Source organism: Gordonia alkanivorans NBRC 16433 (genome assembly GCF_000225505.1).
Taxonomy (GTDB): domain Bacteria; phylum Actinomycetota; class Actinomycetes; order Mycobacteriales; family Mycobacteriaceae; genus Gordonia; species Gordonia alkanivorans.
The window spans coordinates 68,149-90,123 of record NZ_BACI01000067.1 but is presented as its reverse complement, the minus strand read 5'-3'; the positions used below and the strand labels follow the sequence as shown (position 1 = coordinate 90,123).

General features: G+C 67.3%; 15 protein-coding genes and 1 pseudogene. 12 read left to right on the top strand and 4 right to left on the bottom strand.

Going from position 1 to position 21,975, the window contains the following annotated elements; genetic code table 11:
- The first annotated feature begins 18 nt into the window (after positions 1-18).
- From uraD to GOALK_RS12755, 4 genes and pseudogenes are all read left to right on the top strand, one after another.
- Positions 19-564: a 2-oxo-4-hydroxy-4-carboxy-5-ureidoimidazoline decarboxylase gene (gene uraD, locus GOALK_RS12770; protein WP_006359239.1), complete on the top strand. Its 546-nt coding sequence runs from the start codon at positions 19-21 to the stop codon at positions 562-564.
- Positions 561-887: a hydroxyisourate hydrolase gene (gene uraH / locus GOALK_RS12765; RefSeq protein ID WP_006359238.1), complete on the top strand. Its 327-nt coding sequence runs from the start codon at positions 561-563 to the stop codon at positions 885-887. Before uraD ends, uraH begins: the two co-directional genes overlap by 4 nt.
- A 6-nt stretch (positions 888-893) precedes the next feature.
- A complete protein-coding gene (locus GOALK_RS12760; RefSeq protein WP_006359237.1) occupies positions 894-1,502 on the top strand; it encodes a nucleoside/nucleotide kinase family protein in 609 nt (202 codons plus the stop codon).
- 215 nt (positions 1,503-1,717) lie between these two features.
- Positions 1,718-2,955: pseudogene (locus GOALK_RS12755) on the top strand (HNH endonuclease).
- 141 nt (positions 2,956-3,096) lie between these two features.
- Here GOALK_RS12755 and GOALK_RS12750 read toward each other — a convergent pair.
- On the bottom strand, positions 3,097-6,486 hold the full coding sequence (locus GOALK_RS12750) for a pyruvate carboxylase (protein ID WP_040004189.1): 3,390 nt from the start codon (positions 6,484-6,486) through the stop codon (positions 3,097-3,099).
- Between the two features lie 423 nt (positions 6,487-6,909).
- Here GOALK_RS12750 and GOALK_RS12745 point away from each other — a divergent pair, with 423 nt between their 5' ends.
- The 8 genes from GOALK_RS12745 to GOALK_RS12710 all read left to right on the top strand — a co-directional run bounded on the left by GOALK_RS12745 (position 6,910) and on the right by GOALK_RS12710 (position 17,759).
- The gene (locus GOALK_RS12745) at positions 6,910-7,710 is read left to right on the top strand and encodes an SGNH/GDSL hydrolase family protein (protein ID WP_006359234.1); all 801 of its coding nucleotides are present in this window, start codon (positions 6,910-6,912) and stop codon (positions 7,708-7,710) included.
- A gap of 119 nt (positions 7,711-7,829) precedes the next feature.
- A complete protein-coding gene (locus GOALK_RS12740) occupies positions 7,830-9,332 on the top strand; it encodes an MFS transporter (protein ID WP_006359233.1) in 1,503 nt (500 codons plus the stop codon).
- A gap of 87 nt (positions 9,333-9,419) precedes the next feature.
- Positions 9,420-10,775, top strand: a complete 1,356-nt coding sequence (locus GOALK_RS12735; RefSeq protein WP_006359232.1) for an 8-oxoguanine deaminase — start codon at positions 9,420-9,422, stop codon at positions 10,773-10,775.
- Positions 10,775-11,587, top strand: coding sequence for an FAD binding domain-containing protein (locus tag GOALK_RS12730; RefSeq protein ID WP_006359231.1), 813 nt, complete (start codon positions 10,775-10,777; stop codon positions 11,585-11,587). Before GOALK_RS12735 ends, GOALK_RS12730 begins: the two co-directional genes overlap by 1 nt.
- 4 nt (positions 11,588-11,591) lie before the next feature.
- Positions 11,592-14,429, top strand: a complete 2,838-nt coding sequence (locus tag GOALK_RS12725; protein WP_006359230.1) for a molybdopterin-dependent oxidoreductase — start codon at positions 11,592-11,594, stop codon at positions 14,427-14,429.
- A gap of 133 nt (positions 14,430-14,562) precedes the next feature.
- On the top strand, positions 14,563-14,988 hold the full coding sequence (locus tag GOALK_RS12720) for a DUF7144 family membrane protein (RefSeq protein ID WP_006359229.1): 426 nt from the start codon (positions 14,563-14,565) through the stop codon (positions 14,986-14,988).
- A gap of 19 nt (positions 14,989-15,007) precedes the next feature.
- Positions 15,008-16,405, top strand: a complete 1,398-nt coding sequence (locus GOALK_RS12715) for a hypothetical protein (protein ID WP_006359228.1) — start codon at positions 15,008-15,010, stop codon at positions 16,403-16,405.
- Between the two features lie 16 nt (positions 16,406-16,421).
- The gene (locus GOALK_RS12710; protein ID WP_006359227.1) at positions 16,422-17,759 is read left to right on the top strand and encodes a diacylglycerol/lipid kinase family protein; all 1,338 of its coding nucleotides are present in this window, start codon (positions 16,422-16,424) and stop codon (positions 17,757-17,759) included.
- Here GOALK_RS12710 and GOALK_RS12705 read toward each other — a convergent pair.
- The 3 genes from GOALK_RS12705 to GOALK_RS12695 all read right to left on the bottom strand — a co-directional run bounded on the left by GOALK_RS12705 (position 17,730) and on the right by GOALK_RS12695 (position 21,940).
- A complete protein-coding gene (locus tag GOALK_RS12705; protein WP_040004188.1) occupies positions 17,730-19,466 on the bottom strand; it encodes a SulP family inorganic anion transporter in 1,737 nt (578 codons plus the stop codon). The two genes, GOALK_RS12710 and GOALK_RS12705, sit on opposite strands and share 30 nt — an antisense overlap.
- Positions 19,467-19,523: 57 nt before the next feature.
- Positions 19,524-20,381: a polyphosphate kinase 2 gene (ppk2, locus tag GOALK_RS12700; RefSeq protein ID WP_006359225.1), complete on the bottom strand. Its 858-nt coding sequence runs from the start codon at positions 20,379-20,381 to the stop codon at positions 19,524-19,526.
- 332 nt (positions 20,382-20,713) lie between these two features.
- A complete protein-coding gene (locus GOALK_RS12695) occupies positions 20,714-21,940 on the bottom strand; it encodes an acyl-CoA dehydrogenase family protein (RefSeq protein ID WP_040004195.1) in 1,227 nt (408 codons plus the stop codon).
- Positions 21,941-21,975: the final 35 nt, after the last annotated feature.

Below are 21,975 nucleotides of genomic sequence, written 5' to 3'. Positions count from 1 at the left end.
ACCTCCTAGGCTGTACGCGTGCGCCCAGACGAAGACCTCGACCCCGGCGACCGAGGACAGCTCGACCGCTTCAACGTGCTGCCCGCCGACGCATGTGTCGAGCGGCTCCTCGCCTGCTGCAGCTCGCCCACCTGGGCACGACGCGTCGCAGAGGAGCGGCCGTTCGCCGATCCACAAGAACTGCTGGATCGCGCCGACGAACTCCTGGTCGAGCTGACCGAGACCGATATCGACCAGGCTCTCGCCGGGCATCCCCGGATCGGCGACCGGCCCGACAACGCCTCGTCGGCCCGTGAACAGTCCGGGGTGTCCGGCGCGGACACGGCGGTCATCGACGAACTGAAGAAGTACAACGCGGCCTACGAGGACAAGTTCGGCCACGTCTACCTGGTGTTCGCCAACGGCCGCCCTGCCGACGAGCTGCTCGGAATCCTCAAGGAACGCATGGACAACGACCCCGCGACCGAACGCCGCGTGCTGCGCACCGAGCTGGCGAAGATCAACCGCAGCCGCCTGATCCGTATGCTGATGACACCAGACACCGACGAGGGAGCCTCCGTATGACCGGTCTGTCCACCCATGTCCTCGACGCCACGTCGGGCTCCCCTGCCGTCGGCGTCGAGGTGTCCCTACAGGACGCATCGGGCACCGAATTGGCTTCGGGCACCACCGATTCGGACGGACGCATCGGCAAGGTCAACACCGAGGCCCTCGTCCCCGGCATCTACCATCTGGTCTTCGACACCGGGAACTGGTTCGCCGACAACGGCATCAAGGCGTTCTACCCGGAGATCGACATCTGCTTCGAGGTCGATGACGCCGACCGCCACTATCACGTCCCGGTACTGCTGAGCCCGTTCGCGTATTCGACATACCGCGGTAGCTGAACACGGATGACCGCCCCCGACGTCGCCGCGCTCCTCGAGACCGCCGACCGCGTGATGGTCGGCATCACCGGCCCGCCGGGAGCAGGAAAGACAACGCTGGCCCGGACCCTCGTCCATGAGTTCTCCACCACGCTGTGCGCCGACGCGGTCGGGTACGTCCCGATGGACGGCTTCCACCTGTCGAACGCGGTACTCGAGCGACTCGGCCGCCGCGACCGCAAGGGCGCGCACGACACCTTCGACGCCGCGGGATTCGTTGCCACACTCGCACGCATCGCCCACGGCGGCGAAACCGTGTACGTCCCCGACTTCGACCACACCACCGGCGAACCGATCGCAGCGTCGCTCATCGTGCCCGCCACCGCGCGGCTCGTGGTCGTCGAGGGCAACTACCTCGGCCTCGACCAACCCGGGTGGCGCCACGTACGCCCCCTCCTCGACCGCCTGGTCTACGTCGACGCCGACGCGGAGGTCCGCCGCGAGCGGCTCCGGAAACGGCACATCGCCGCCGGTAAAACCGACGCCGAGGCGCGCGCCTGGATCGAGGCCGTCGACGAACCCAATGCGGAACTCATCGCCACGACCCGCGCGCGGGCGGACACGATCGTCGACTGACGCTCACGAATTCCGTTCCTGCGTAACCGTTTCCTTACCGCTCGCCTCTTCCTCTCGCGCTGGTGGGACATCACGAGCGAGAAGGAAATGGTGCCGCGTCAACAAATCCGCCGACTGTTCGCCATACGAAATATCTTGCAAATCATGATGATTCGCACCGTTGGTGCACACGAAAAGTGACAGCGATCGAACGTATGTTCCCGTAAAGTGGAGTCATGGCACCGCTGGACCAGATTCTCCACCAACTCATCGAGGTCACCCCACCCGCCGACGACCCGACCGGGGCAAAGACTTTCGCCCAACTCGAGACGATTCGACTGATCCGCAACGCGGCGGACCATCTACTCACCTCGCACACAGCCAATCTCGACGATCTCACAGTGGCGGAGCGACATGGTTCCACCACCGGGAGACTGTTGATCGAGATGGGTTTCCCGCCCGCCGTCGCCACACGCGCTGCCCGTATCGCCGAGAACATCGGCAACCTGGGCAAGGTCGAGGCCTACGCCGCCGACGGGCGCCTCTCAGGTGAAGTCGTCGACGCCATCGTGCGCGGACTCAGCACAATCCAGAAACGCTCACCCACAGCACTTTCCGACCACGATCGAACGATCTACGAAACCGAACCCTCACCCAGGCTCTGTCCGGTGCCACACCCGCCGAGATGCAGAAGCACGCTCGGACGATCGGCAATGCCATCGCCGACGACGATGACGGCATCCCCGCGTCCGACGACAAGTCTCTGGACACGTTGTCGCACCACACCACCGACGACAGCCGCGTCGAGATTCATGCCAACGTGACACAGGCCGTGGGCGAGAAGTTCATCGCCATGATCGACGAACGTGCTACACCACGCCCCGAACCCGACGGCGCCGACGACCGCCGCTCCGTCGATCAACGACGCGTCGACGCCCTCGAGTTCCTCCTCGACCAAGCAGCACAAGGCGCATCCCTGGACAGCATCGGTGCACCACGTACCCAGACCCTGTTGACCATCCCCGCCGACGGTGGTGATCCCGCCTTCCTACCTTGGACCGGGTCGGTTACCCAGGCCACCGCGCAGAAACTCTCCTGCGACGGCACGATCACCGAGATCATCATCGACGGCGAAACCGTGCCCCTGGAGATGGGTCGTGAACGACGCCTGTTCCCGGCACACATCCGCAAAGCCATCATCATCCGGGACAGATGTTGCATCAGTTGCGGTGCGCCGCACTCACATACCCAGGTTCATCACATCGTGCACTGGAGCGATGACGGTGAGACCGAGCTCGACAACGGCTGCCTGCTGTGCCAGCGCTGCCACACCCAGGTCCACCACAACGGGTGGGACATAATGATCGGCTTCGACCGCCACCCCTGGCTCATCCCGCCCGCCGACATCGACCCGCAACGGCGGCCACTACCTGCCTACAACCGACGCACCATGCGACTCGACGACGCCGCCTGACACACCATCAGCCGCGAAACCGCCTCGTTCTTTGACAACTCCACAGTGTGAAAGCGCTGCCGCTCACGAGTTCCGTTCCCGCTCACCCGAATCGGGTGAGCGGGAACGGAGCCGGTGAGCGAAACCCGGATGGGGTGCAGGTCAGCTGATCTCGATGAGCAGATCACCCGGCGACACCTGGGTGACCGGGCCGATCGCGACGCGCGTGACCTTGCCGCCGACGGGTGCGGTGATGGCGGCCTCCATCTTCATCGCCTCGATGGTGCCGATGGTCGCGCCGACGGCGACCTCGTCACCCACGTCGACCGACAGGGACACGACACCGGCGAACGGCGCCCCGACGTGCTTCGGGTTGGCACGGTCGGCCTTCTCTGCGCTGGCGACCGCGGAGTCGATGCTGTGGTCGCGGACCGCGATCGGACGGAGCTGACCGTTGAGCACGCACATCACGGTGCGCATGCCCTTCTCGTCGGGCTCGCTGATGGCCTCGAGACCGATCATCAGCTCAACCCCGGGCTCGAGGTTGACCCGATGCTCCTCGCCATAGCGCAGACCGTAGAAGAACTGGTTCGCCGACAACCGCGAGGTGTCACCGTAGGTCTCGTAGTGCTCCTCGAACTCCTTGGCGGGGCCGGGGAACAGCAGGTGATTGAGACGCACCTGGCGATCGCGGCCGGGCTTGTCCAGGAGCGCCTCGTCATCGGCGGTCAGCTGCTTGACCTCCGGTGCCGGCGCCCGACCCTCGAGCGCGAGGCTGCGCAGCGGCTCCGGCCAGCCACCGGGCGGGTCGCCGAGTTCGCCACGCAGGAACCCGATCACCGAATCGGGAATATCGTAGGAGCCCGGGTCGGCGGCGAAGTCCGACGCGGTGATCCCGCGACCCACCAGCGCCAGCGCCAGGTCACCGACGACCTTCGACGACGGTGTCACCTTGACCAGACGACCCAGCATCGAGTCGGCGGCGGCGTAGGCCTGCTCGACGGCCTCGAAGCGGTTGCCCAATCCCAGCGAGATGGCCTGCTGACGCAGGTTCGACAGCTGACCGCCGGGGATCTCGTGCGAGTACACCCGACCGGTCGGGGCCGGGAGCCCGGACTCGAACGGCGCGTACACCTTTCGCAGCGCCTCCCAGTACGGCTCGAGGTCGCAGACACGGGCCAGGTCGATTCCGCTGTCGCGGTCGGTGTTCGCGGTCGCCGCGACGATCGCCGACAGCGGCGGCTGACTGGTCGTACCGGCCAGCGCGGCACTCGCACCGTCCACCGCGTCCGCACCGGCCTGCCAGGCAGCCATGTAAGTGGCCAGCTGACCACCCGGGGTGTCATGGGTGTGCACATGGATCGGCAGGTCGAAATTCTTGCGCAGCGCCGAGACCAGCTTGGTCGCCGCCGGCGCACGCAACAGACCGGCCATGTCCTTGATGGCCAGCACATGCGCACCGGCAGAGACGATCTGCTCGGCCAGACGCAGATAGTAGTCGAGGGTGTACAGATCCTCCGACGGCGACGACAGGTCACCTGTGTAGCTCATCGCCACCTCGGCCACCGCGGTCCCCGTCTCACGCACCGCGTCGATCGCCGGGCGCATCGCGTCGATGTTGTTGAGCGCGTCGAAGATCCGGAAGATGTCGATACCGACGTCGGTGGCCTCCTCGACGAAGGCCGTGGTGACCTTGGTCGGGTACGGCGTGTACCCCACGGTGTTGGCGCCGCGCAGCAGCATCTGCAGACAGATGTTCGGCATCGCTTCACGCAACTGCGCCAACCGATCCCACGGATCTTCCTTCAAAAAGCGCAGCGCCACATCGTAGGTCGCGCCACCCCAGCACTCCACCGACAGCAGTTCCGGGGTCAGCGCCGCGACATACGGTGCGACGTTGACCAGACCGGTGGTACGCACGCGGGTCGCCAGCAGCGACTGGTGCGCGTCACGGAACGTGGTGTCGGTGATGCCCAGACGCGGGTTCTCCCGCAGATCACGGGCGAATCCCTCCGGCCCCAACTGCAGCAGACGCTGCCGCGAACCGTCTTTCGGCGACGCGAGCACCGCGCGCTCGACGGTGGGCAGCTTGTCCCGCGGATACACCGTGGTCGGCCGCTCCCCGTGCGGCTTGTTGACCGTCACATCGGCCAGATACGACAGGATCTTGGTACCGCGGTCAGCCGACGACCGCTGGGTCAGCAGACCCGGACGCTCGTCGATGAACGACGTGGTGACCCGACCGGCACGGAAGTCCGGATCATCGAGCACGGCCTGCAGGAACGGGATGTTGGTCGCCACACCGCGGATGCGGAACTCGGCGACCGCGCGCCGGGCACGACGCACCGCGGTCGGGAAATCCCGTCCGCGACAGGTCAGTTTGACCAGCATCGAGTCGAAGTGACCGCTCACCTCGGCACCGAGGTTGGCGCCGCCGTCGAGGCGGACACCCGCGCCGCCCGGGCTGCGGTAGGCGGTGATCCGACCCACGTCGGGGCGGAAGCCGTTCGACGGGTCCTCGGTGGTGATGCGGCACTGCAGCGCGGCACCGCGGATACGGATGGACTCCTGCGACAGACCGAGATCGTCGAGGGACTCCCCCGCCGCGATGCGCAGCTGCGAGCTCACCAGGTCGACGTCGGTGATCTCCTCGGTGACGGTGTGCTCGACCTGGATGCGCGGGTTCATCTCGATGAACACGTGGCGTCCCTGCTCGTCGAGGAGGAACTCGACGGTGCCCGCGCAGGTGTAACCGATGTGGCGGGCGAAGGCCACCGCGTCGGCACAGATCTTCTCCCGCAGCTCGTCCGAGAGGTTGGGGGCCGGCGCGAGCTCGATGACCTTCTGGTGACGACGCTGCAGGCTGCAGTCGCGCTCGTACAGGTGGATGACGTTGCCGTGGGTGTCGGCGAGGATCTGTACCTCGATGTGGCGCGGGTTGACCACGGCCTGCTCGAGGAACACCGTCGCGTCGCCGAACGCCGACTCCGCCTCACGCGATGCGGCGGCGATCGACTCGGCGAGGTCGGCACGGTCGTCGACGCGACGCATACCGCGTCCGCCACCGCCGGCGACGGCCTTCACGAACACCGGGAAGTGCATGTCCTCGGCGGCGGCGAGCAGTTCGTCGAGATCCGACGACGGCTCCGAACTCGCCAGCACGGGAATTCCCGCGGCCTTGGCCGCGGCCACCGCGGTGGCCTTGTTGCCGGTCATCTCCAGGATGTCCGCGCTTGGCCCGACGAAGGTGATCCCGACCTCGGCACAGGCGGCGGCGAGGCCCTGGTTCTCCGACAGGAAACCGTAGCCGGGGTAGATCGCGTCGGCGCCGCAACGCACCGCTGCGGACACCACTTCCTCGACCGACAGGTATGCGCGCACGGGGTGGCCCGGCAGACCGATCTGATACGACTCGTCGGCCTTCAGGCGATGCACCGAGTTGCGATCCTCGTACGGGTACACCGCGACCGTGCGCGCCCCCAACTCGTAGGCGGCGCGGAACGCACGGATCGCGATCTCACCTCGGTTGGCAACCAGAACCTTGTCGAACATCGGGTGTTCCCTTTTCTCCCGCAGCGGCATTTTCGTCGAATTGTCGCCGGCCCGTTCACTTGGCGGACCAATGAAGTACATCACGTGATCCTACTCACGCCGCAACCCACCCCGAGCACCCCCCACGACCTCCCCGAATCGAACCGAAACAGGCTGCCGGACAAGGTAACCGGAACAGATTGCGCGGGCGTTGTGAAACACTCTCACCGCAGGTGGGCAAAGTGAGAGATCACCAGCGCGAAATACGGTCGAATACCGACCGATCGCTCTGTCGAAATTCGCTCGCACCGGAATCCGGATTGCGAATTAATCGGTCCGATTTCCGCAATCCGAGCCGAGCTGCCCGTCCGGCGCGGCAGTGACCCACGCCGCAGGCTTTGGCCCGGCGGGCCCGCCACAACTAGCGTCGACCCCGGATTCGTCATGACAGACCGGGAGGTCAACACCGTGGGCTTCACACGCTTCGTCGCGCTCGGGGATTCGTTCACCGAGGGCGTCGGTGACACGGACCCGACCCGGCCCAACGGTCTGCGCGGCTGGGCCGATCGGGTCGCCGAACAGCTCGCCGCACAGAACGCGGACTTCGCCTACGCGAATCTCGCGATCCGCGGCCGCCTGCTCGACGCCGTGATCGCCGAGCAGCTCGACAAGGCGGTCGCGATGAACCCCGACCTCGTCACCCTCTACGCCGGCGGCAACGACATCATGCGCCCGTCGATCGACCTCGACGCGCTGCTCGACCGCTACGACGCCGCACTCGGCAAACTGGTCGCCACCGGCGCCACGGTCGTGGTCTTCACCGCCTACGACACCGGCTGGGCACCGGTGTTCCGCAAGCTGCGCGGCCGCATCGCCATCTACAACGAATTGCTCCGTGAGGTCGCCGAACGGCACGGCGTCGTCGTCTTCGATTACTGGCGACTCAAGGGTTACGACGATTTCCGCATGTGGGACACCGACCGCCTGCACATGTCTCCTCTGGGCCACACCCGCATGGCCGCCGAGGTCCTCGATCTGCTCGGTGTGGAGCACGACATCACCCCCGTCGAACTCGAGGCCGCCGCCGAGCTGACCCGTCGCGAACAGCGTCGACAGAACGCCGAGTGGGCGCGCACCTTCCTCGGGCCGTGGATCATGCGGAGGGTGCGCGGCATCTCCTCCGGTGACGGCGTGACGCCCCGCTGGCCCGAATTGGTGTCCGGCGCGGATCTGCTCGCCCGCTGAAACCGCTACGCCCCGAAGGTCCCGGGAAGGGACGCAAACGTTCTCTCCCGAGGACGCCGGGATACTCTGGCCGTTCGGAGGTGTGAACCACACATGAGTACGACGGGCCGGATGAACGAGTGACGAGCAGGACCGAGACGAACGGATCGCAGGGCGAGGAGAAGCCGCACCCCGACACCTCCGCGGTGGCGGCCGACGAGCACACCCATCCCCGTGCGGCGGTCGCGGTGCTCTGCCTGGCCGGCATCGTCGTCGCCCTGATGCAGACGATCATCGTCCCGCTCATCCCCCAGCTGCCGACCCTGCTGAAGGCCGACGCGTCCAACACCACCTGGGCCATCACCATCACCCTGCTGGTGGGGGCCGTCGCCACCCCGATCGGCGGCCGGATCGGCGACATGTACGGCAAACGGCTCGCCATCCTGGGCAGCCTCGGGTTCGTCGCGCTCGGCTCCATCGCCTGTGCGCTCGCCACCTCGCTCCCGGTCTTCATCCTCGGCCGCGGACTCCAGGGCCTCGGGTTCGGCATCGTGGCCCTGGGGATCAGCGTCATGCGCGACATCGTCCCGGCGCGCTACCTCGGCTCGGCCGTCGGCACGATGAGCGCCTCCCTCGGCATCGGCGGCGCCCTCGGTCTGCCGTTCGCCGCGGCGATCGCCCAGCACGTCAGCTGGCACGCCCTGTTCTGGTCCTGTGCGGCGGCGTCGACCCTCGCGGCGGTGGGCGTCGCTCTCACCGTCCCGTCGACGACGCCCTCGTCGGGCGGGCGCTTCGACTTCCTCGGCGCGATCGGGCTGACCGGCGTATTGATCTGCCTCCTGCTGCCGCTGTCGAAGGGCGCGGTGTGGGGCTGGGGCGATCCGCTGACCCTCGGTTGCTTCGCCGGTTTCGTCGTACTGCTCGGCGTCTGGGGATTCGTCGAACTCCGGCGAGCCAACCCGCTGATCGATCTCCGAATCCTCGGCGAGCGCCCTCTACTCCTCACCAACCTGGCCTCGATCGCCACCGGCTTCGCCTTCTACGCGATGCAGCTCATCCCGATCCAGTTGCTCATGGCGCCGACCAACAGCCCCAACGGTTTCGGCTACGACATGGTCCACGCGAGCCTGATCCTCGCGCCGAGCGGTCTGGTGATGTTCGTGTTCTCGCACATCAGCGGGCGGATCAACGCCATCTTCGGCGCGCGGATCTCCCTCGCGCTCGGCGGCGTCATCATCGGCGTCGGCTACATCGTCTTCATCGTGGGCCTGACCGGCCCCTGGTCGCTCACCTGGATCCACATGCTGGTCATCGCCTGCTGCATCGGCGCCGGCCTGGGCATCGCCTACTCCGCGATGCCCGCACTCATCATGCAGTCGGTGAGCGTCGAGCAGACCGGCGAGTCGAACGGTGTCAACGCCCTGATGCGGATCATCGGCACCTCCACCGCATCCGCGGTCGTCGGCATGCTCCTGACGTGGTCGATGATCGCCGTCGCCGGCCCCGGTGGTTCGACGATCGCGGTTCCGGCGAGCGACGGCTACCTGTGGGCCGCCGGTATCGCGCTGGCCACCTGCGTGGTCGCCACGGTGGTCGCACTGGCCATCCCGGCGCGGCGCGGACTCACCGAAACCCAGGTGTGACACCGGACCTCGCCGATCGCGGTCGCGGCTCTGCGACGCCGTGCACATCGAGATGCGCGGGTCGTCCGAGCCACGTAGCGTGACGCCGTGCCCTCAGCGACGCTCATCGAGAACGCCTCCGTCCTCACCGTCGACGCGCAGCGTCGGGAGCTGCCCCGCGCGTCGGTGCTCATCGAGGGTTCGACGATCGTCGCGGTGTCCACCGAGCCGATCGACGCCGGCGATGCCATCCGTGTCGACGGCCGCGGATGCGTCCTCACGCCGGGGCTGGTGAACACGCATCATCACCTCTACCAGTGGATCACGCGGGGGCTGGCGGCCGATCACACGCTGTTCCAGTGGCTCACCACGCTCTACCCGATCTGGGCCGGGATCGACGAAGAGGCCCTGCATGCCGCCGCCCTGGGCGGGCTGACCCAACTCGCGCTGTCGGGATGTACGACCACCACCGACCACCACTATGTGTTCCCGCCCGAGGGTGGCGATCTACTCGGGGCCGAGATCGCCGCCGCCGGCGAGATCGGGCTGCGTTTCCATCCCACCCGCGGATCGATGGACCTGTCGGAGAAGGACGGCGGACTGCCACCGGACACCGTGGTCCAGACGATCGACGAGATCCTGTCCGCCAGTGCCGATGCCGTTGCGCGGTGGCACGATCCGTCCCGCGACTCGATGCTGCGGATCGCGCTCGCGCCGTGTTCGCCTTTCTCCGTCACCACCGACCTACTTCGCGAATCAGCGATCCTCGCCCGCGAACTCGGCGTCCGCATGCACACGCACCTCGCCGAGTCCGTCGACGAGAACACCTACTGCGCAGAACATTTCGGTTCGACGCCGCTGGAGTACATGGAGTCGGTCGGGTGGGTCGGCCCGGACGTCTGGTTCGCGCACGGGGTGGAGTTCGACGACGCGGCGATCGCTCGCCTGGCCGCCACCTCGACCGGCGTCGCCCACTGCCCCACCTCGAATGCCCGTCTGGGCAACGGGATCTGTCGCACCCGGGATCTCGTCGACGCCGGGGTGCCGGTCGGACTCGGGGTCGACGGGGCGGCGTCGAACGAGTCCGCACGACTGCTCGAGGAGGCGCATCAGGCCGTCCTCATGGCCCGCGCGCGCGGCGGCCCGACTGCGCTGACCACCCGCACCGCTCTCGAACTCGCGACCCGCGGGGGTGCGCGGGTGCTGGGCCGGGAGGACGAGATCGGATCGATCGAACCCGGGAAGCTCGCCGACCTCGTACTGTGGGATCTGTCCACCGTCGCTCACTGCGACATCGACGATCCGGTGGCCGCCCTGGTCCTGGGAGCGATCCCACCGATCAAGGCGTCGTGGGTACAGGGCCGACAGGTGGTCGCCGACGGTGACGTGCTCACCATCGACACCGAACAGATGACCACCGCCGTAGCGACGCAGCACCGCCGCCTGCTCGACAAGGCACGCTGATGGATCTCACCGCCGTCACCCAGTACCGATTCGCGCGTTCTCGCGACGAGGTGTTCCCGGCACCCGGCGAACAACTGGTCGCCGGCGGCACATGGGTCTTCTCCGAACCCCAGCCGGCCACCACCGGTCTCGTCGACCTCAGCGAAATGGGTTGGCAATCGGTCGAAGACCTGCCCGACGGCGGCCTCCGCATCGGCGCCACCTGCACCATCGCCGAACTGGTCGCACTGCCACCGCGCCCGGGTTTCCGCGCCCATCCACTGTTCGCCCAGTGCGCGAACGCCCTTCTCGCGTCGTTCAAGATCTGGAACATGGCCACGGTCGGCGGCAACATCTGTCGGTCCTTCGCGGCGGCGTCGATGGTCTCCCTCGGCGTCGCGCTCGACGCGACGGCAGACATCTGGCATCCCGAGGGCGCCGATCGCGACATCCCGGTCGCCGATCTCGTGATCGGCAACGGCATCAACGTCCTCGGCCCGGGTGAGGTCCTGCGCGCGGTCGACTTCCCCGCGCACGCGCTCGCCGCCGTCACCGGGTTCCGCAAGATCGCTCTCGTCGATCTCGGCCGCTCCGGCTCGGTCGTGACCGGCCGCATCGATCCTGACGGCACCACGGTGTACGGGATCACGGCCGCCACCGAGTGGCCCACGGTACTGCGGTACCCCCATCCGCCGGCTGCGGACCGGTTGCGTCACGACATCGTCACCGCCCCCGGCTACTACACCGATCCGCTCGGGTCGGCAGACTGGCGTCGCGGGGTGTCGGCGGTTCTCGCCGAGGAGATCCGCGTCGAGCTCGACGAGACGGGATAGAACGATGGAGTTCGAGGTCAACGGCGAGAAGATCGACGCCGAACCGGCTGCGGGACAATGCCTTCGGATGCTCCTGCGCCGGCACGCCCACTTCGAGGTGAAGAAGGGTTGCGACGCAGGCGATTGCGGTGCGTGTTCGGTCCTCGTCGACGGGCAACCCGTGCACTCCTGCATCTTCCCCGCACAGCGCATCGCCGGGAAGTCGGTGACCACGGTCGCCGGCCTGGGCACCCCAGACGATCTGCACCCGGTACAGCAGTCCTTCGTCGACAACTTCGGCTTCCAGTGCGGGTTCTGCACCGCAGGCATGATCGTCACCGCCTCGACCCTCACCCCGGACGACCTCCCCGATCTGCCGCGGCGGATGAAGGGGAACATCTGCCGCTGCACCGGGTACCGCTCGATCAGGGACGCGATCGGCAACGCCGTGGCACCCGCTCCGCCCCACCCGGACGGAGTCGGGGCCGAGGACAGCGGCACGGGCGTCGGCACTTCGGTGTGCCCGCCCGCGGCCCGACGCGTCGTGACCGGCACCGAGGCGTACACCTTCGACGTCCCCGTCGACGGCGCACTGCACATCCACGTACTCGGTTCGCCGCACGCGCATGCACGAATCCTGTCGATCGACACGAGCGACGCGTCCGCCCTCCCCGGCGTGGAGGCGATCCTCACCCACGAGAATGTCTCGACGCCAAGGTTTTCCACGGGGCGCCACCAGAACCGGCTCGAAGACCCGGACGACACCCTCGTCTTCGATCGCATCGTGCGTTTCGTCGGGCAGCGCGTCGCGGCCGTCGTCGCGGCGACACCGGGAATCGCGGAACAGGCCGCCGCGCTGATCCGCGTCGACTACGAGGAACTGCCCGCGGTCTTCGACCCCGAGGAGGCACGCGCTCCCGGGGCTCCGGTCATCCACCCCGACCGCACCGCCGAAGACCGGGTGATGGATACCGAACGCAACCTCGTCGCCGCCTTCCACGAGGGCTTCGGCGGCGACGTCGACGAGGCGCTCGCCGCGGCGCCGACGACCGTGCACGGAACGTGGCGCACCGGACGGGTCACCCACGCACAGTTGGAAACCCACGGTTCGATCGCCTGGACCGATGCCACCGGACGTCTGGTCGTCCGCACGAGCACGCAGGTCCCCTTCCTGGTGCGCGACGAACTCGCCCGGCTTCTCGAGCTGCCGCCTGAGAAGGTCCGGGTGTTCAGCGGCCGCGTCGGCGGCGGTTTCGGCGGCAAACAGGAGATGCTGACCGAGGATCTCGCCGCCGTCGCCACCCTGCGTACCGGTCGCCCCTGCGTCTACGAGATGACCCGCACCGACGAGATGACGCGGACAACCTACCGCCACCCGATGCGGGTGACCGTGGATCTCGGCGCCGACGACGACGGTCTGCTCACCGCCCTCCGGGTCGACGTTCTCTCGGATACCGGCGCGTACGGCAACCACGCGATCGGCGTGATGTTCCATGCCTGCGCCGAGTCTGTCTCGGTGTACAACTGCCCGGTGAAGAGGATCGACGCCGAGGTCGTCTACACCAACAACCCGCCGTCGGGCGCCTTCCGAGGTTATGGCCTCGGACAGGTGATCTTCGCGGTCGAATCCGCGATGGACGAGCTCGCGGTCCGTCTCGGTATCGACCCCTTCGAACTCCGGCGACGCAATGCCGTCGCCGACGGCGATCCGCTCCTCATCGCACGCCCCGACCCCGAGATCGACCTGGTGTACGGCAGTTATGGTCTCGACCAGTGCCTCGACCTCGCCGAGTCCGCGATGCGCCGGGGCAACGGCGCCGTCCTCCCGCCCGCCCCGCGATGGCGGGTCGGTGAGGGAATGGCGATCTCCGCGATCGCCACGATGGCCCCGCGCGGCCATTTCGCCGACGTCACGGTGGCCGTCGACTCCGCCGGCACCTATCACGTCGGCGTGGGCACCTGCGAGTTCGGCAACGGCACCACGACGGTCCACACGCAGATCGTCGCGAGCGCACTGTCTACCGAGCCGGAGCGGGTCACGTTGTGGCACGGGGACACCGACGCCGTGCCACATGACACCGGCGCATTCGCCTCCGCGGGCACCACCGTCGCCGGAAAGGCCGTGTACAGCGCGGGTCTCGCGCTCCGCAGCATTCTCGTCGAGGCCGCGAGCCGCCTTACCGGCGCTGATCCCGACCAGGTCGAATTGGGCCCGGACGGAGCCGTCGCCGGCGACCGGCTGGTCGGTTTTCGCCACCTGATCGACGCGGTCGACGACAGTCACCGCGCGCTGTTCCCGGACGGCCCGCGGGCCGTGGCGACCGGCGAGGAACGGGGCGAGATGCGTTCCATCGCCTTCGACGTGCAGGCCTTCCGGGTCGCCGTCGACACCGAGACCGGCGCCGTCGCGATCCTGCAGTCCGTCCACGCGTCCGACGCCGGCACCGTGATGAATCCCGAGCAGTGCCGGGGACAGGTGGAAGGCGGTGTGGCGCAAGGCATCGGCGCGGCCCTCTTCGAGGAGATCATGCTCGACAACGGATCACCGGTGACCAAGGTGTTCCGCACCTATCGTGTCCCCCAGATGGCGGACATCCCGTTCACCGAGGTCTACTTCGCCGAAACCGCCGATCAACTCGGCCCTTTCGGCGCGAAGTCGATGTCGGAGTCACCCTTCAATCCTGTTGCTCCCGCGCTCGCCAATGCCATCCGGCGCGCCGTCGACGTCCGCCCCTATGAGACGCCGATGTCACGAGACCGGATCTGGCGGCTCACGCACCCTGAAGTCGTCGAGAAGGAAAGCGACGTAAAGGCGTGCCAAACATTCGACAAACAGTCGGTAAACAATTGTTTTCATCCCTAACAATCTGGCGCCCAACCTATTTCGTTTCAGCGCGCAATTCGGGACCAGATATCGAACAGTTCGCCGGAAATCCTGCGAATTCACCTGTCAGAGTCGCACACTCCTCACTATCCACTGTCCAGAGGAGGGCGTCATGACACATACTGCACCCGGAGAAGAGCGCGGAACCCTGTCTGCCAAGCAGGGAATCGCCGCCGGGACGTCCATCGGCGCGGCGATCATCCTGATCGTCGTCGGAGTCGTCCAACTCGCCCAGGGAATCGCCGCGGTAGCCGAAGACGAGGTCTTCGTCCGCGGGGTCGAATACGTCTACAAGTTCGACTTCACGACGTGGGGCTGGATTCACATCGTGCTCGGAGCCATCGCGATCATCGTCGGTGCCGGACTCGTCAGCGGGGCGGGTTGGGCCCGGTTCACCGCCATCGTCATCGCCGGCCTGTCCATCATCGCCAACTTCCTGTGGCTGCCGTACTACCCGTGGTGGTCGATCCTGATCATCGCGCTCGACGTGGTCGTCATCTGGGCCGTATCGACCTGGAACCCCCGGGCCGAGTACTGACGCCGACCGGCGCCGGCCCATGAACACGGAGAACCCTGGGCCCGATCAAGATCCCCCCGGGAGTACCGGCTCGATCAGCGCGTCGGAACGTGCCGAACTCGAGCAGTTGCGCGCCGAGGTCGCGACACTGCGCGCGAGTGCCGACACCGGTGGGACCGCACCGCCGGAGACCACCAAACGGCGCACGACCTGGCGCTGGGTCGCGGTGGGAATCTTGTGTGTCCTGGTCGCCCTGCTGGCCATCCTCTCGGTGACGTCCCGATTCGTCCGCGGCGAGATCCTCGACACCGACCGATACGTGACGACAGTCGCACCGCTGGCCTCGGATCCGGCGCTGCAGCAGGAGATCACCAACACCGTCACCGACGAAATCTTCACCCGCATCGACGTCGAGGCGCTGACCGCGTCCGCGCTCAACGCACTGACCGATGCGGTACCGGCCACGGAGACCGCCCCCCGCGTGGACCGTGCCATCGACGGATTGGCGCCCGTTCTCGCCGCTCAGGCCCGCACCTTCGTGCAGCAGACGGTGGCGTCCCTGGTCGAGAGCGACCAGTTCGAGACCCTGTGGGTGGAGGCGAACCGCCGGGGCCACACCGCCCTGGTCTCCGTGGTGACCGGTGAGGTGGGGCCGTCCTCGGTCTCCGTCGACGAGTCGGGAACGGTGAGCATCTCTCTGGGCACCGTGATCGACAACGTCAAGCAGCGTCTTCTGGACCGCGGATTCACCTTTGCCGAGAAGATCCCGGCGGTCGACAAGGAATTCGTCCTGTTCCGGTCACCCGAACTGGTTCGGGCGCAACGCGCGGTGTCCGCGCTCGACACCGCCGCCGACGTCCTGCCGTGGCTCGCGATCGCGTGCGCCCTCGGTGCCGTCGCGGCGGCACCGAGGGGTCGACGCCTACGTGCGCTGTCCGTGGTCGGCCTGACCCTGGTCCTGGCCATGCTGACCCTGGCGATCGCGCTGATCGTCGCGCGCGCACTGTATCTCGACGACATCCCGCCCGACGTCCTGTCCCCCGACGCCGCGACCGCCATCGCCGACGCCGTCACCGAACCACTCCGGCTCGCACTGCGTGCCGTGGCCGTCCTCGGGCTCGTGGTGGCGATCGGCGCCTTCCTGATCGGTGGCTCCGCATCGGCGGTCGCGGTCCGGCACGGATTCTCCGGCGGACTCGACAAACTCCAGAACCTTCGGAAATCACGACCTCCGAATGCCTTCGAGACGACCGCCTATCGTGCTCGAATCGCGTTACGGGCCGCGATCATCGGCGTCGGCGTACTGCTGCTGATGTTCTGGAACTATCCCACCGGACTGGTGGTGTTGCTCATCGTCATGTGTGGGCTGATCGCACTGCTCGTCGTGGAGATCGTGATCCGCCCGGCCCGGGCGGGCCCGGACGACGCGGCGACATGACCGAGGCTGCGGCGTCATGAACGTGGAAACGGCGGCGGCCGTCGACGAGCGTCCCGTGTCCCGACGATGGTGGGCCCGCGCCGCACTCGCGGCCGTGATCGTCGCGATCCTCCTGCCGATCGCGGTATCGGGACTGCGGGCACTCCTCACGCTTCTGCTGGTCTGCGTGATCTGCACGGTCGTCATCGTCGTAGCGGCCTACTGGTTCCTGATCAGCCGCGGCGCGGTCCGTGCACTGGCCGCTGTCGTCGTCGTCCTGCCACTCCCGTTCGTGGCGATCTACCTGATCCGCGAAGGTCAGCTCTGGGTCGTGATCGTGTCCGCGGCGCTCGTCGTCGTCGCGATCGCCTGCGCGCGGCGAGCGTTGCGACCGACTCCGGCCCAGTCGCTCATGCCGGAGCATCCGGCCCCGCCGGTGCTCCATCCCTTCCTGGTGATGAATCCGCGCTCGGGTGGCGGTAAGGTCGTCCGCTTCGACCTGCCACGCCGTGCCGAGGCACTCGGCGCCGAGGTCGCACTGCTGAGCGGGCCCGAGCATCTCGACGTCACGGAGTTGGCGGGGGACGCGGTCCGCCGGGGAGCCGACCTGTTGGGCGTGGCGGGCGGCGACGGCACGCAGGCGCTGGTCGCGGCTGTCGCAGCGGAGTACCACGTGCCGTTCCTCGTGATCAGCGCCGGCACACGTAACCACTTCGCCCTCGACCTCGGGCTGGACCGGAAGGACCCCGCACGCTGCCTGGACGCCCTCCACGACGGGGTCGAGGTGCATGTCGACCTCGGCTGGATCAACGGGCATCCATTCGTCAACAACGCGTCGTTCGGCGTCTACGCAGAGGTCGTGCAGAGTCCGCAGTACCGGGACGACAAGACCCGGACGGTCCTGCGGATGCTGCCGGACCTCCTCGGCGGCGTCACCGGCACCGGCCTGCGCGCCCGCATCGGCGACGACACCGTGACCGGGCCGCAGGCGATCCTGGTGAGCAACGGCCCCTACGCCACGAATGACGTGGCCGGCCTGGGGCGGCGCACGCGGATCGATTCCGGCCTGCTCGGTGTGGTGACGGTGTCGGTCGCCGACACCCGGCAGGCGGTGGGGCTGCTCCGACGCGGCCACGGACAGGGACTCGTACAGCGGACGGCGACCGAGGTCGTCGTCGAGGCCGACGCCGCGGAGATCCCGGTCGGCATCGACGGCGAGTCGGTGCGACTCCGGACACCGGTGCGCTGCACCATCTCCCCCGCGGCACTGCGGGTCCGTGTTCCACGCGAGCGCCCGGAGATCCGCGTCGCACCACCGCAACTGGACTGGGTCCGACTGTGGAATCTACTCCGGCCCGGAGCGGTCAGGGGTTGAGTCGGGGGCCGACCCGGGCGGCGATTGGACGCTCCGATATGCCTCGACAGCCGACTCGACCGTCGGGAAGAACCGGTCCTCGTCGAACCGGCCGTCGACGACGAAGCGGATGAGTTTGTCCTTCACCGGTCCCTTCAGCTCCGCGAACACCAGACGGATCGAGGACGATTCGAGTGCACGGTCGAGATCGATGAGCTCGTCGACGGCGGTGGTGTCGAGACCGGTGATCGGTTCGGCTGCGACGACGACCCACTTGACCGGTGGCTCGCTGTGCGCCACCACATCCCGGACGTGCGCGGCGAAGATCTTGCCGTTGGCGAAGAACAGCGGTGCGTCGAAGCGGACCAGCACGAGCCCGGGAATCCGGCGTCCCTCCGGATGCCGGGTGACATCGAGAAAGCCCGTTCCCTCCAGCTCCACCAGCTCCGTACGATAGGGCTGCCAGGCCCTCGCCACCACGGCCACGAAGGACAACCCGATCGCGACCAGGATGCCCTCGAGCACACCCACGAGCGCGACGCCGACGAAAGCGGCTGCCGCCAAACCGAATTCGAGCTTGCTCAACCGCCAGATCCGGACCATTCCGAATATGTCGATGAGCGCGGTCGCCGCGACGATCACGACCGCCGCCAGCGTGGCGTCGGGTAGATAGGCGGTGACGCCGGGAGCCACGAGGACGAAGACCAGCACCGCGGCCGCCCCGACCACTCCCGCGAGTTGCGTGCGTGCGCCGGCCTGTTCGGCGACCGGCGTACGTGAACCGCTGGCGGAGATGGGGAATCCGCCGAACAGGCCGGAGGCGATGTTGGCCGTTCCGATCGCCTTCATCTCCGTACTCCCGTCGACATCCTCACCGCGCCGGGCGGCGAATGTCCGTGAGAGCACGCCGGAGTCGGCGAAGGCGATGAGCGCGATTCCCGCGGCCGGCCCGAGAAGCGAGAGCACGTCGTTCCAGTCGGTCCCGCCGTACTGAGGAAGGGGCAGACCTGCCGGCAGGGCGCCGACCATCCCGATGTCGTCGTCGAGCCCGAGCACGGCCGTCACCACGATCGAACCGACCACGGCGACGAGGACACCCGGTACCCGTGCGAGCCACCGCCGGAACGCGACAATCACGACGAGACCGGCGAATCCCATCGCGGCGGCAACCGTGTCGGTCTTCCCGTCCAGCACCGAGGTGACGATCGCGCCGACCTCCTCGAACAGACCCGAGGCGTCGACCGAGAAGCCCAACAGCTTCGGCAGCTGTCCGATGACGACGATGAGCGCGATCGCGTTGAGGTACCCGAGTCTCAGCGGCTTGGAGAGGAGTTCGGTGACGAAGCCGAGCCGGAGGAATCCGCCCAGGACGAGAATCGCCCCGACCAGTACGGCGAGGATCCCGGCGAGCGCCAGAGCGTCCTCCGGGTCACCGACGGCGGCCAGCGGCAGCACCGCTGCGGCGATCAGCGGCGCGAGCGACGAATCCGGGCCGAGCACAAGGATCTTCGACGGTCCGACCACGGCGTAAGCCGTCAGCGGCACGATCGTCGCCCACAGCCCGGCATACGCGGGCAGCCCGGCGGCTTCGGCGTAACCCATCCCGGCAGGGATCAGGAGCGCGGTCAGCACCAGCCCGGCGGTGACGTCTGTACGAAGCCACTCGCGTTTGTAGCTCCGGGCCGTCGCGAGCCCTGGAAGGCGCCACAGCGTGGCGACGCCGCTCATGCGCGTGCCCGCCGCGGTGCGACGGCGACGCACTGATCACCGGTCATGTCACCGCGCCTAGTAGGGAGTGGGAATCCAGTGCAGCGCCTGGTCCGGCTGTCGGTAGCCGTGCGCCTTCTGCCGCTTCGGCAATGTGACCTCGGGACGTTCCAACGGGTCGTAGGGCACCTGACCGAGGAGATGGCTGATCACGTTGAGCCGACCGCGTTTTTTGTCGTCATTGGAGGTGACATACCAAGGTGCCCAACCGGTGTCGGTGTAGCGGAACATCTCGTCGCGAGCCCGGGAGAAGTCGTACCAACGGCTGTAGGATTCGAGATCGGTCTTCGACAGCTTCCAGGTCTTGCGCGGATCGTCGATGCGACTCTGCAGGCGCTGGGTCTGCTGCTCCTGGCTGACCTCGAGCCAGTACTTCAGGAGGATGATCCCCGACTCGACCATCGCCCGCTCGACACTCGGGGTGTATTCCAGGAACTGGTGGACCTGTTCCTCCGTGCAGAATCCGAGCACACGCTCGATCCCGGCACGGTTGTACCAACTCCGGTCGAAGATGACGACCTCACCCGCTGCCGGAAGGTGCGGTACATACCGCTGGAGATACAGCTGCGACTTCTCACGTTCGGACGGGACGGGCAGCGCGACGGTGCGGAACACTCGCGGGCTCACCCGCGCCGTGATCGCCTTGATGACACCCCCCTTGCCTGCCGTGTCCCGACCCTTGAAGACCACGCACACCTTGGCCCCCGACGACCTGACCCATTCCTGCATCGCCACCAGTTCGGCATGCAGGGGTTTGAGCGCCTTCCGGTATGCCTTGTCCGACATCGGACCGGCGGACCCGTCCGGTCGACCACCGACCAGCTCTCCGGTCGCTGACAGTTCGGGAGACATCTCCCGGTGCTTCTTCCCACCCATCGTTCACCTCACCATCGCGGAACGGCATGGGCAGCACAGCGAGGTCCCGAACTCCAGACACGAAGAGAAATACCGGAAACCTACGATTTGCCCGATTTGACGAATGCGACCGGAAACGAGCTTCGTCGCCACCGGATACGCGCGGTACCCACCTGCTGACATCGCCACCTCTTTCCTCGACGGACTGGGCGAGTCACGTCGAATTGTCGACCGCCGGGCGCACGTTCACATCCGAATGCGCCGAACCGGGCCCAGAATTGCGCCGGTCCGCAATCAGGCCGTGAAAAAACGGCCCCGGCAGAGCTGCCGGGGCCGTCACCTCTCCCGGTGCATCAACCGCGCAGCAGCCCCTTGGCGACGTGGGTCACCTGGATCTCGTTGCTGCCGGCGTAGATCATGAGCGACTTGGCATCTCGCGCGAGCTGCTCGACGCGGTACTCGGCCATGTAGCCGTTGCCGCCGAAGAGCTGGACGGCCTCCATCGCGACATCGGTGGCGGCCTTCGACGAGTAGAGCTTCATCGCCGACGCCTCCGACAGGCTCAGCGGCTTACCCGCCTTGCCGCGCTCGATCGCGCTGAAGAGCATGTTCTGCACGTTGATCCGGGCGATCTCCATCTCGGCGAGCTTGAGCTGGATGAGCTGGAACTGGGCGATCTCCTGACCCCACAGCTTGCGCGTCTTGGCGTAGTCGATCGACAGTCGTTGTGCCTCGTTGATGATGCCCAGCGAGAGCGCGGCGATGCCGACTCGTTCGGCGGTGAACCCGGCCTTCGCGCCTTCGGAGCCGCGCGAATCCTCACCGGTGTCCTCGGTCTCGCCGAGCAGACGGTCCTTGCCGACCCGGACGTTGTCGAAGAACAGCTCGCCGGTCGGCGAGCTCATCATGCCCATCTTCTTGAACGGCTTGCCCTGCGTCAGGCCCGGCATCCCCTTGTCGAGGACGAAGGACAGCACCTTGCGGTCACGCATGGGGGTACCGCTGCCGTCGTCGAGCTTCGCGAACACGACGATGGTGTCGGCGTACGGGCCGTTGGTGATGAACGTCTTCTGGCCGTTCAGGATGTAGTCGTCACCGTCGCGGCGGACCGTGGTCTTCATGCCGCCGAGAGCGTCGGAGCCCGAATCGGGTTCGGTGATCGCCCAGGCGCCGACCTTCTCCATGGTGACCAGCTCGGGCAGCCAGCGCTTCTTCTGGGCGAGCGTGCCCTTGCCCCGGATCGTCGAGGCGGTCAGGCCCATGCTCACACCGAGCGAGGCGACGAGGCCCAGGCACACACCGGCAAGCTCGATGTTGACCATCATGAACATCGAACCGCCCATGCCACCACCCTCGCCGGACGATTTCTTCTTCTCCCCGTTGGCCTCTGTCTCGAGTTCCTTTTCCAGCGCGTCCTTGGCCATCGCGTCGACCCCGAAGGTCGACAGCAGCTTGCGGGTGATGTCGTACGGAGGCAGCACGCCGGACTCGAGCTCGTCGAGATGTGGCCGGATCTCCTTGTCGATGAACGCGCGCAGCGCATCCCGCACCATCAGATCTTCATCGGACCACTCGAACATCGTCACTCTCCCCAGACAGTGCCCGCCGGGGGCGA

Bases quoted from the DNA above. Each gene is read 5' to 3' on its own strand.
- uraH (WP_006359238.1), top strand. From the start codon at position 561: ATGACCGGTCTGTCCACCCATGTCCTCGACGCCACGTCGGGCTCCCCT.
- GOALK_RS12760 (WP_006359237.1), top strand. From the start codon at position 894: ATGACCGCCCCCGACGTCGCCGCGCTCCTCGAGACCGCCGACCGCGTG.
- GOALK_RS12750 (WP_040004189.1), bottom strand. From the start codon at position 6,486: ATGTTCGACAAGGTTCTGGTTGCCAACCGAGGTGAGATCGCGATCCGT.
- GOALK_RS12745 (WP_006359234.1), top strand. From the start codon at position 6,910: ATGACAGACCGGGAGGTCAACACCGTGGGCTTCACACGCTTCGTCGCG.
- GOALK_RS12730 (WP_006359231.1), top strand. From the start codon at position 10,775: ATGGATCTCACCGCCGTCACCCAGTACCGATTCGCGCGTTCTCGCGAC.
- GOALK_RS12725 (WP_006359230.1), top strand. From the start codon at position 11,592: ATGGAGTTCGAGGTCAACGGCGAGAAGATCGACGCCGAACCGGCTGCG.
- GOALK_RS12720 (WP_006359229.1), top strand. From the start codon at position 14,563: ATGACACATACTGCACCCGGAGAAGAGCGCGGAACCCTGTCTGCCAAG.
- GOALK_RS12715 (WP_006359228.1), top strand. From the start codon at position 15,008: ATGAACACGGAGAACCCTGGGCCCGATCAAGATCCCCCCGGGAGTACC.
- GOALK_RS12710 (WP_006359227.1), top strand. From the start codon at position 16,422: ATGAACGTGGAAACGGCGGCGGCCGTCGACGAGCGTCCCGTGTCCCGA.
- GOALK_RS12705 (WP_040004188.1), bottom strand. From the start codon at position 19,466: ATGAGCGGCGTCGCCACGCTGTGGCGCCTTCCAGGGCTCGCGACGGCC.
- ppk2 (WP_006359225.1), bottom strand. From the start codon at position 20,381: ATGGGTGGGAAGAAGCACCGGGAGATGTCTCCCGAACTGTCAGCGACC.
- GOALK_RS12695 (WP_040004195.1), bottom strand. From the start codon at position 21,940: ATGTTCGAGTGGTCCGATGAAGATCTGATGGTGCGGGATGCGCTGCGC.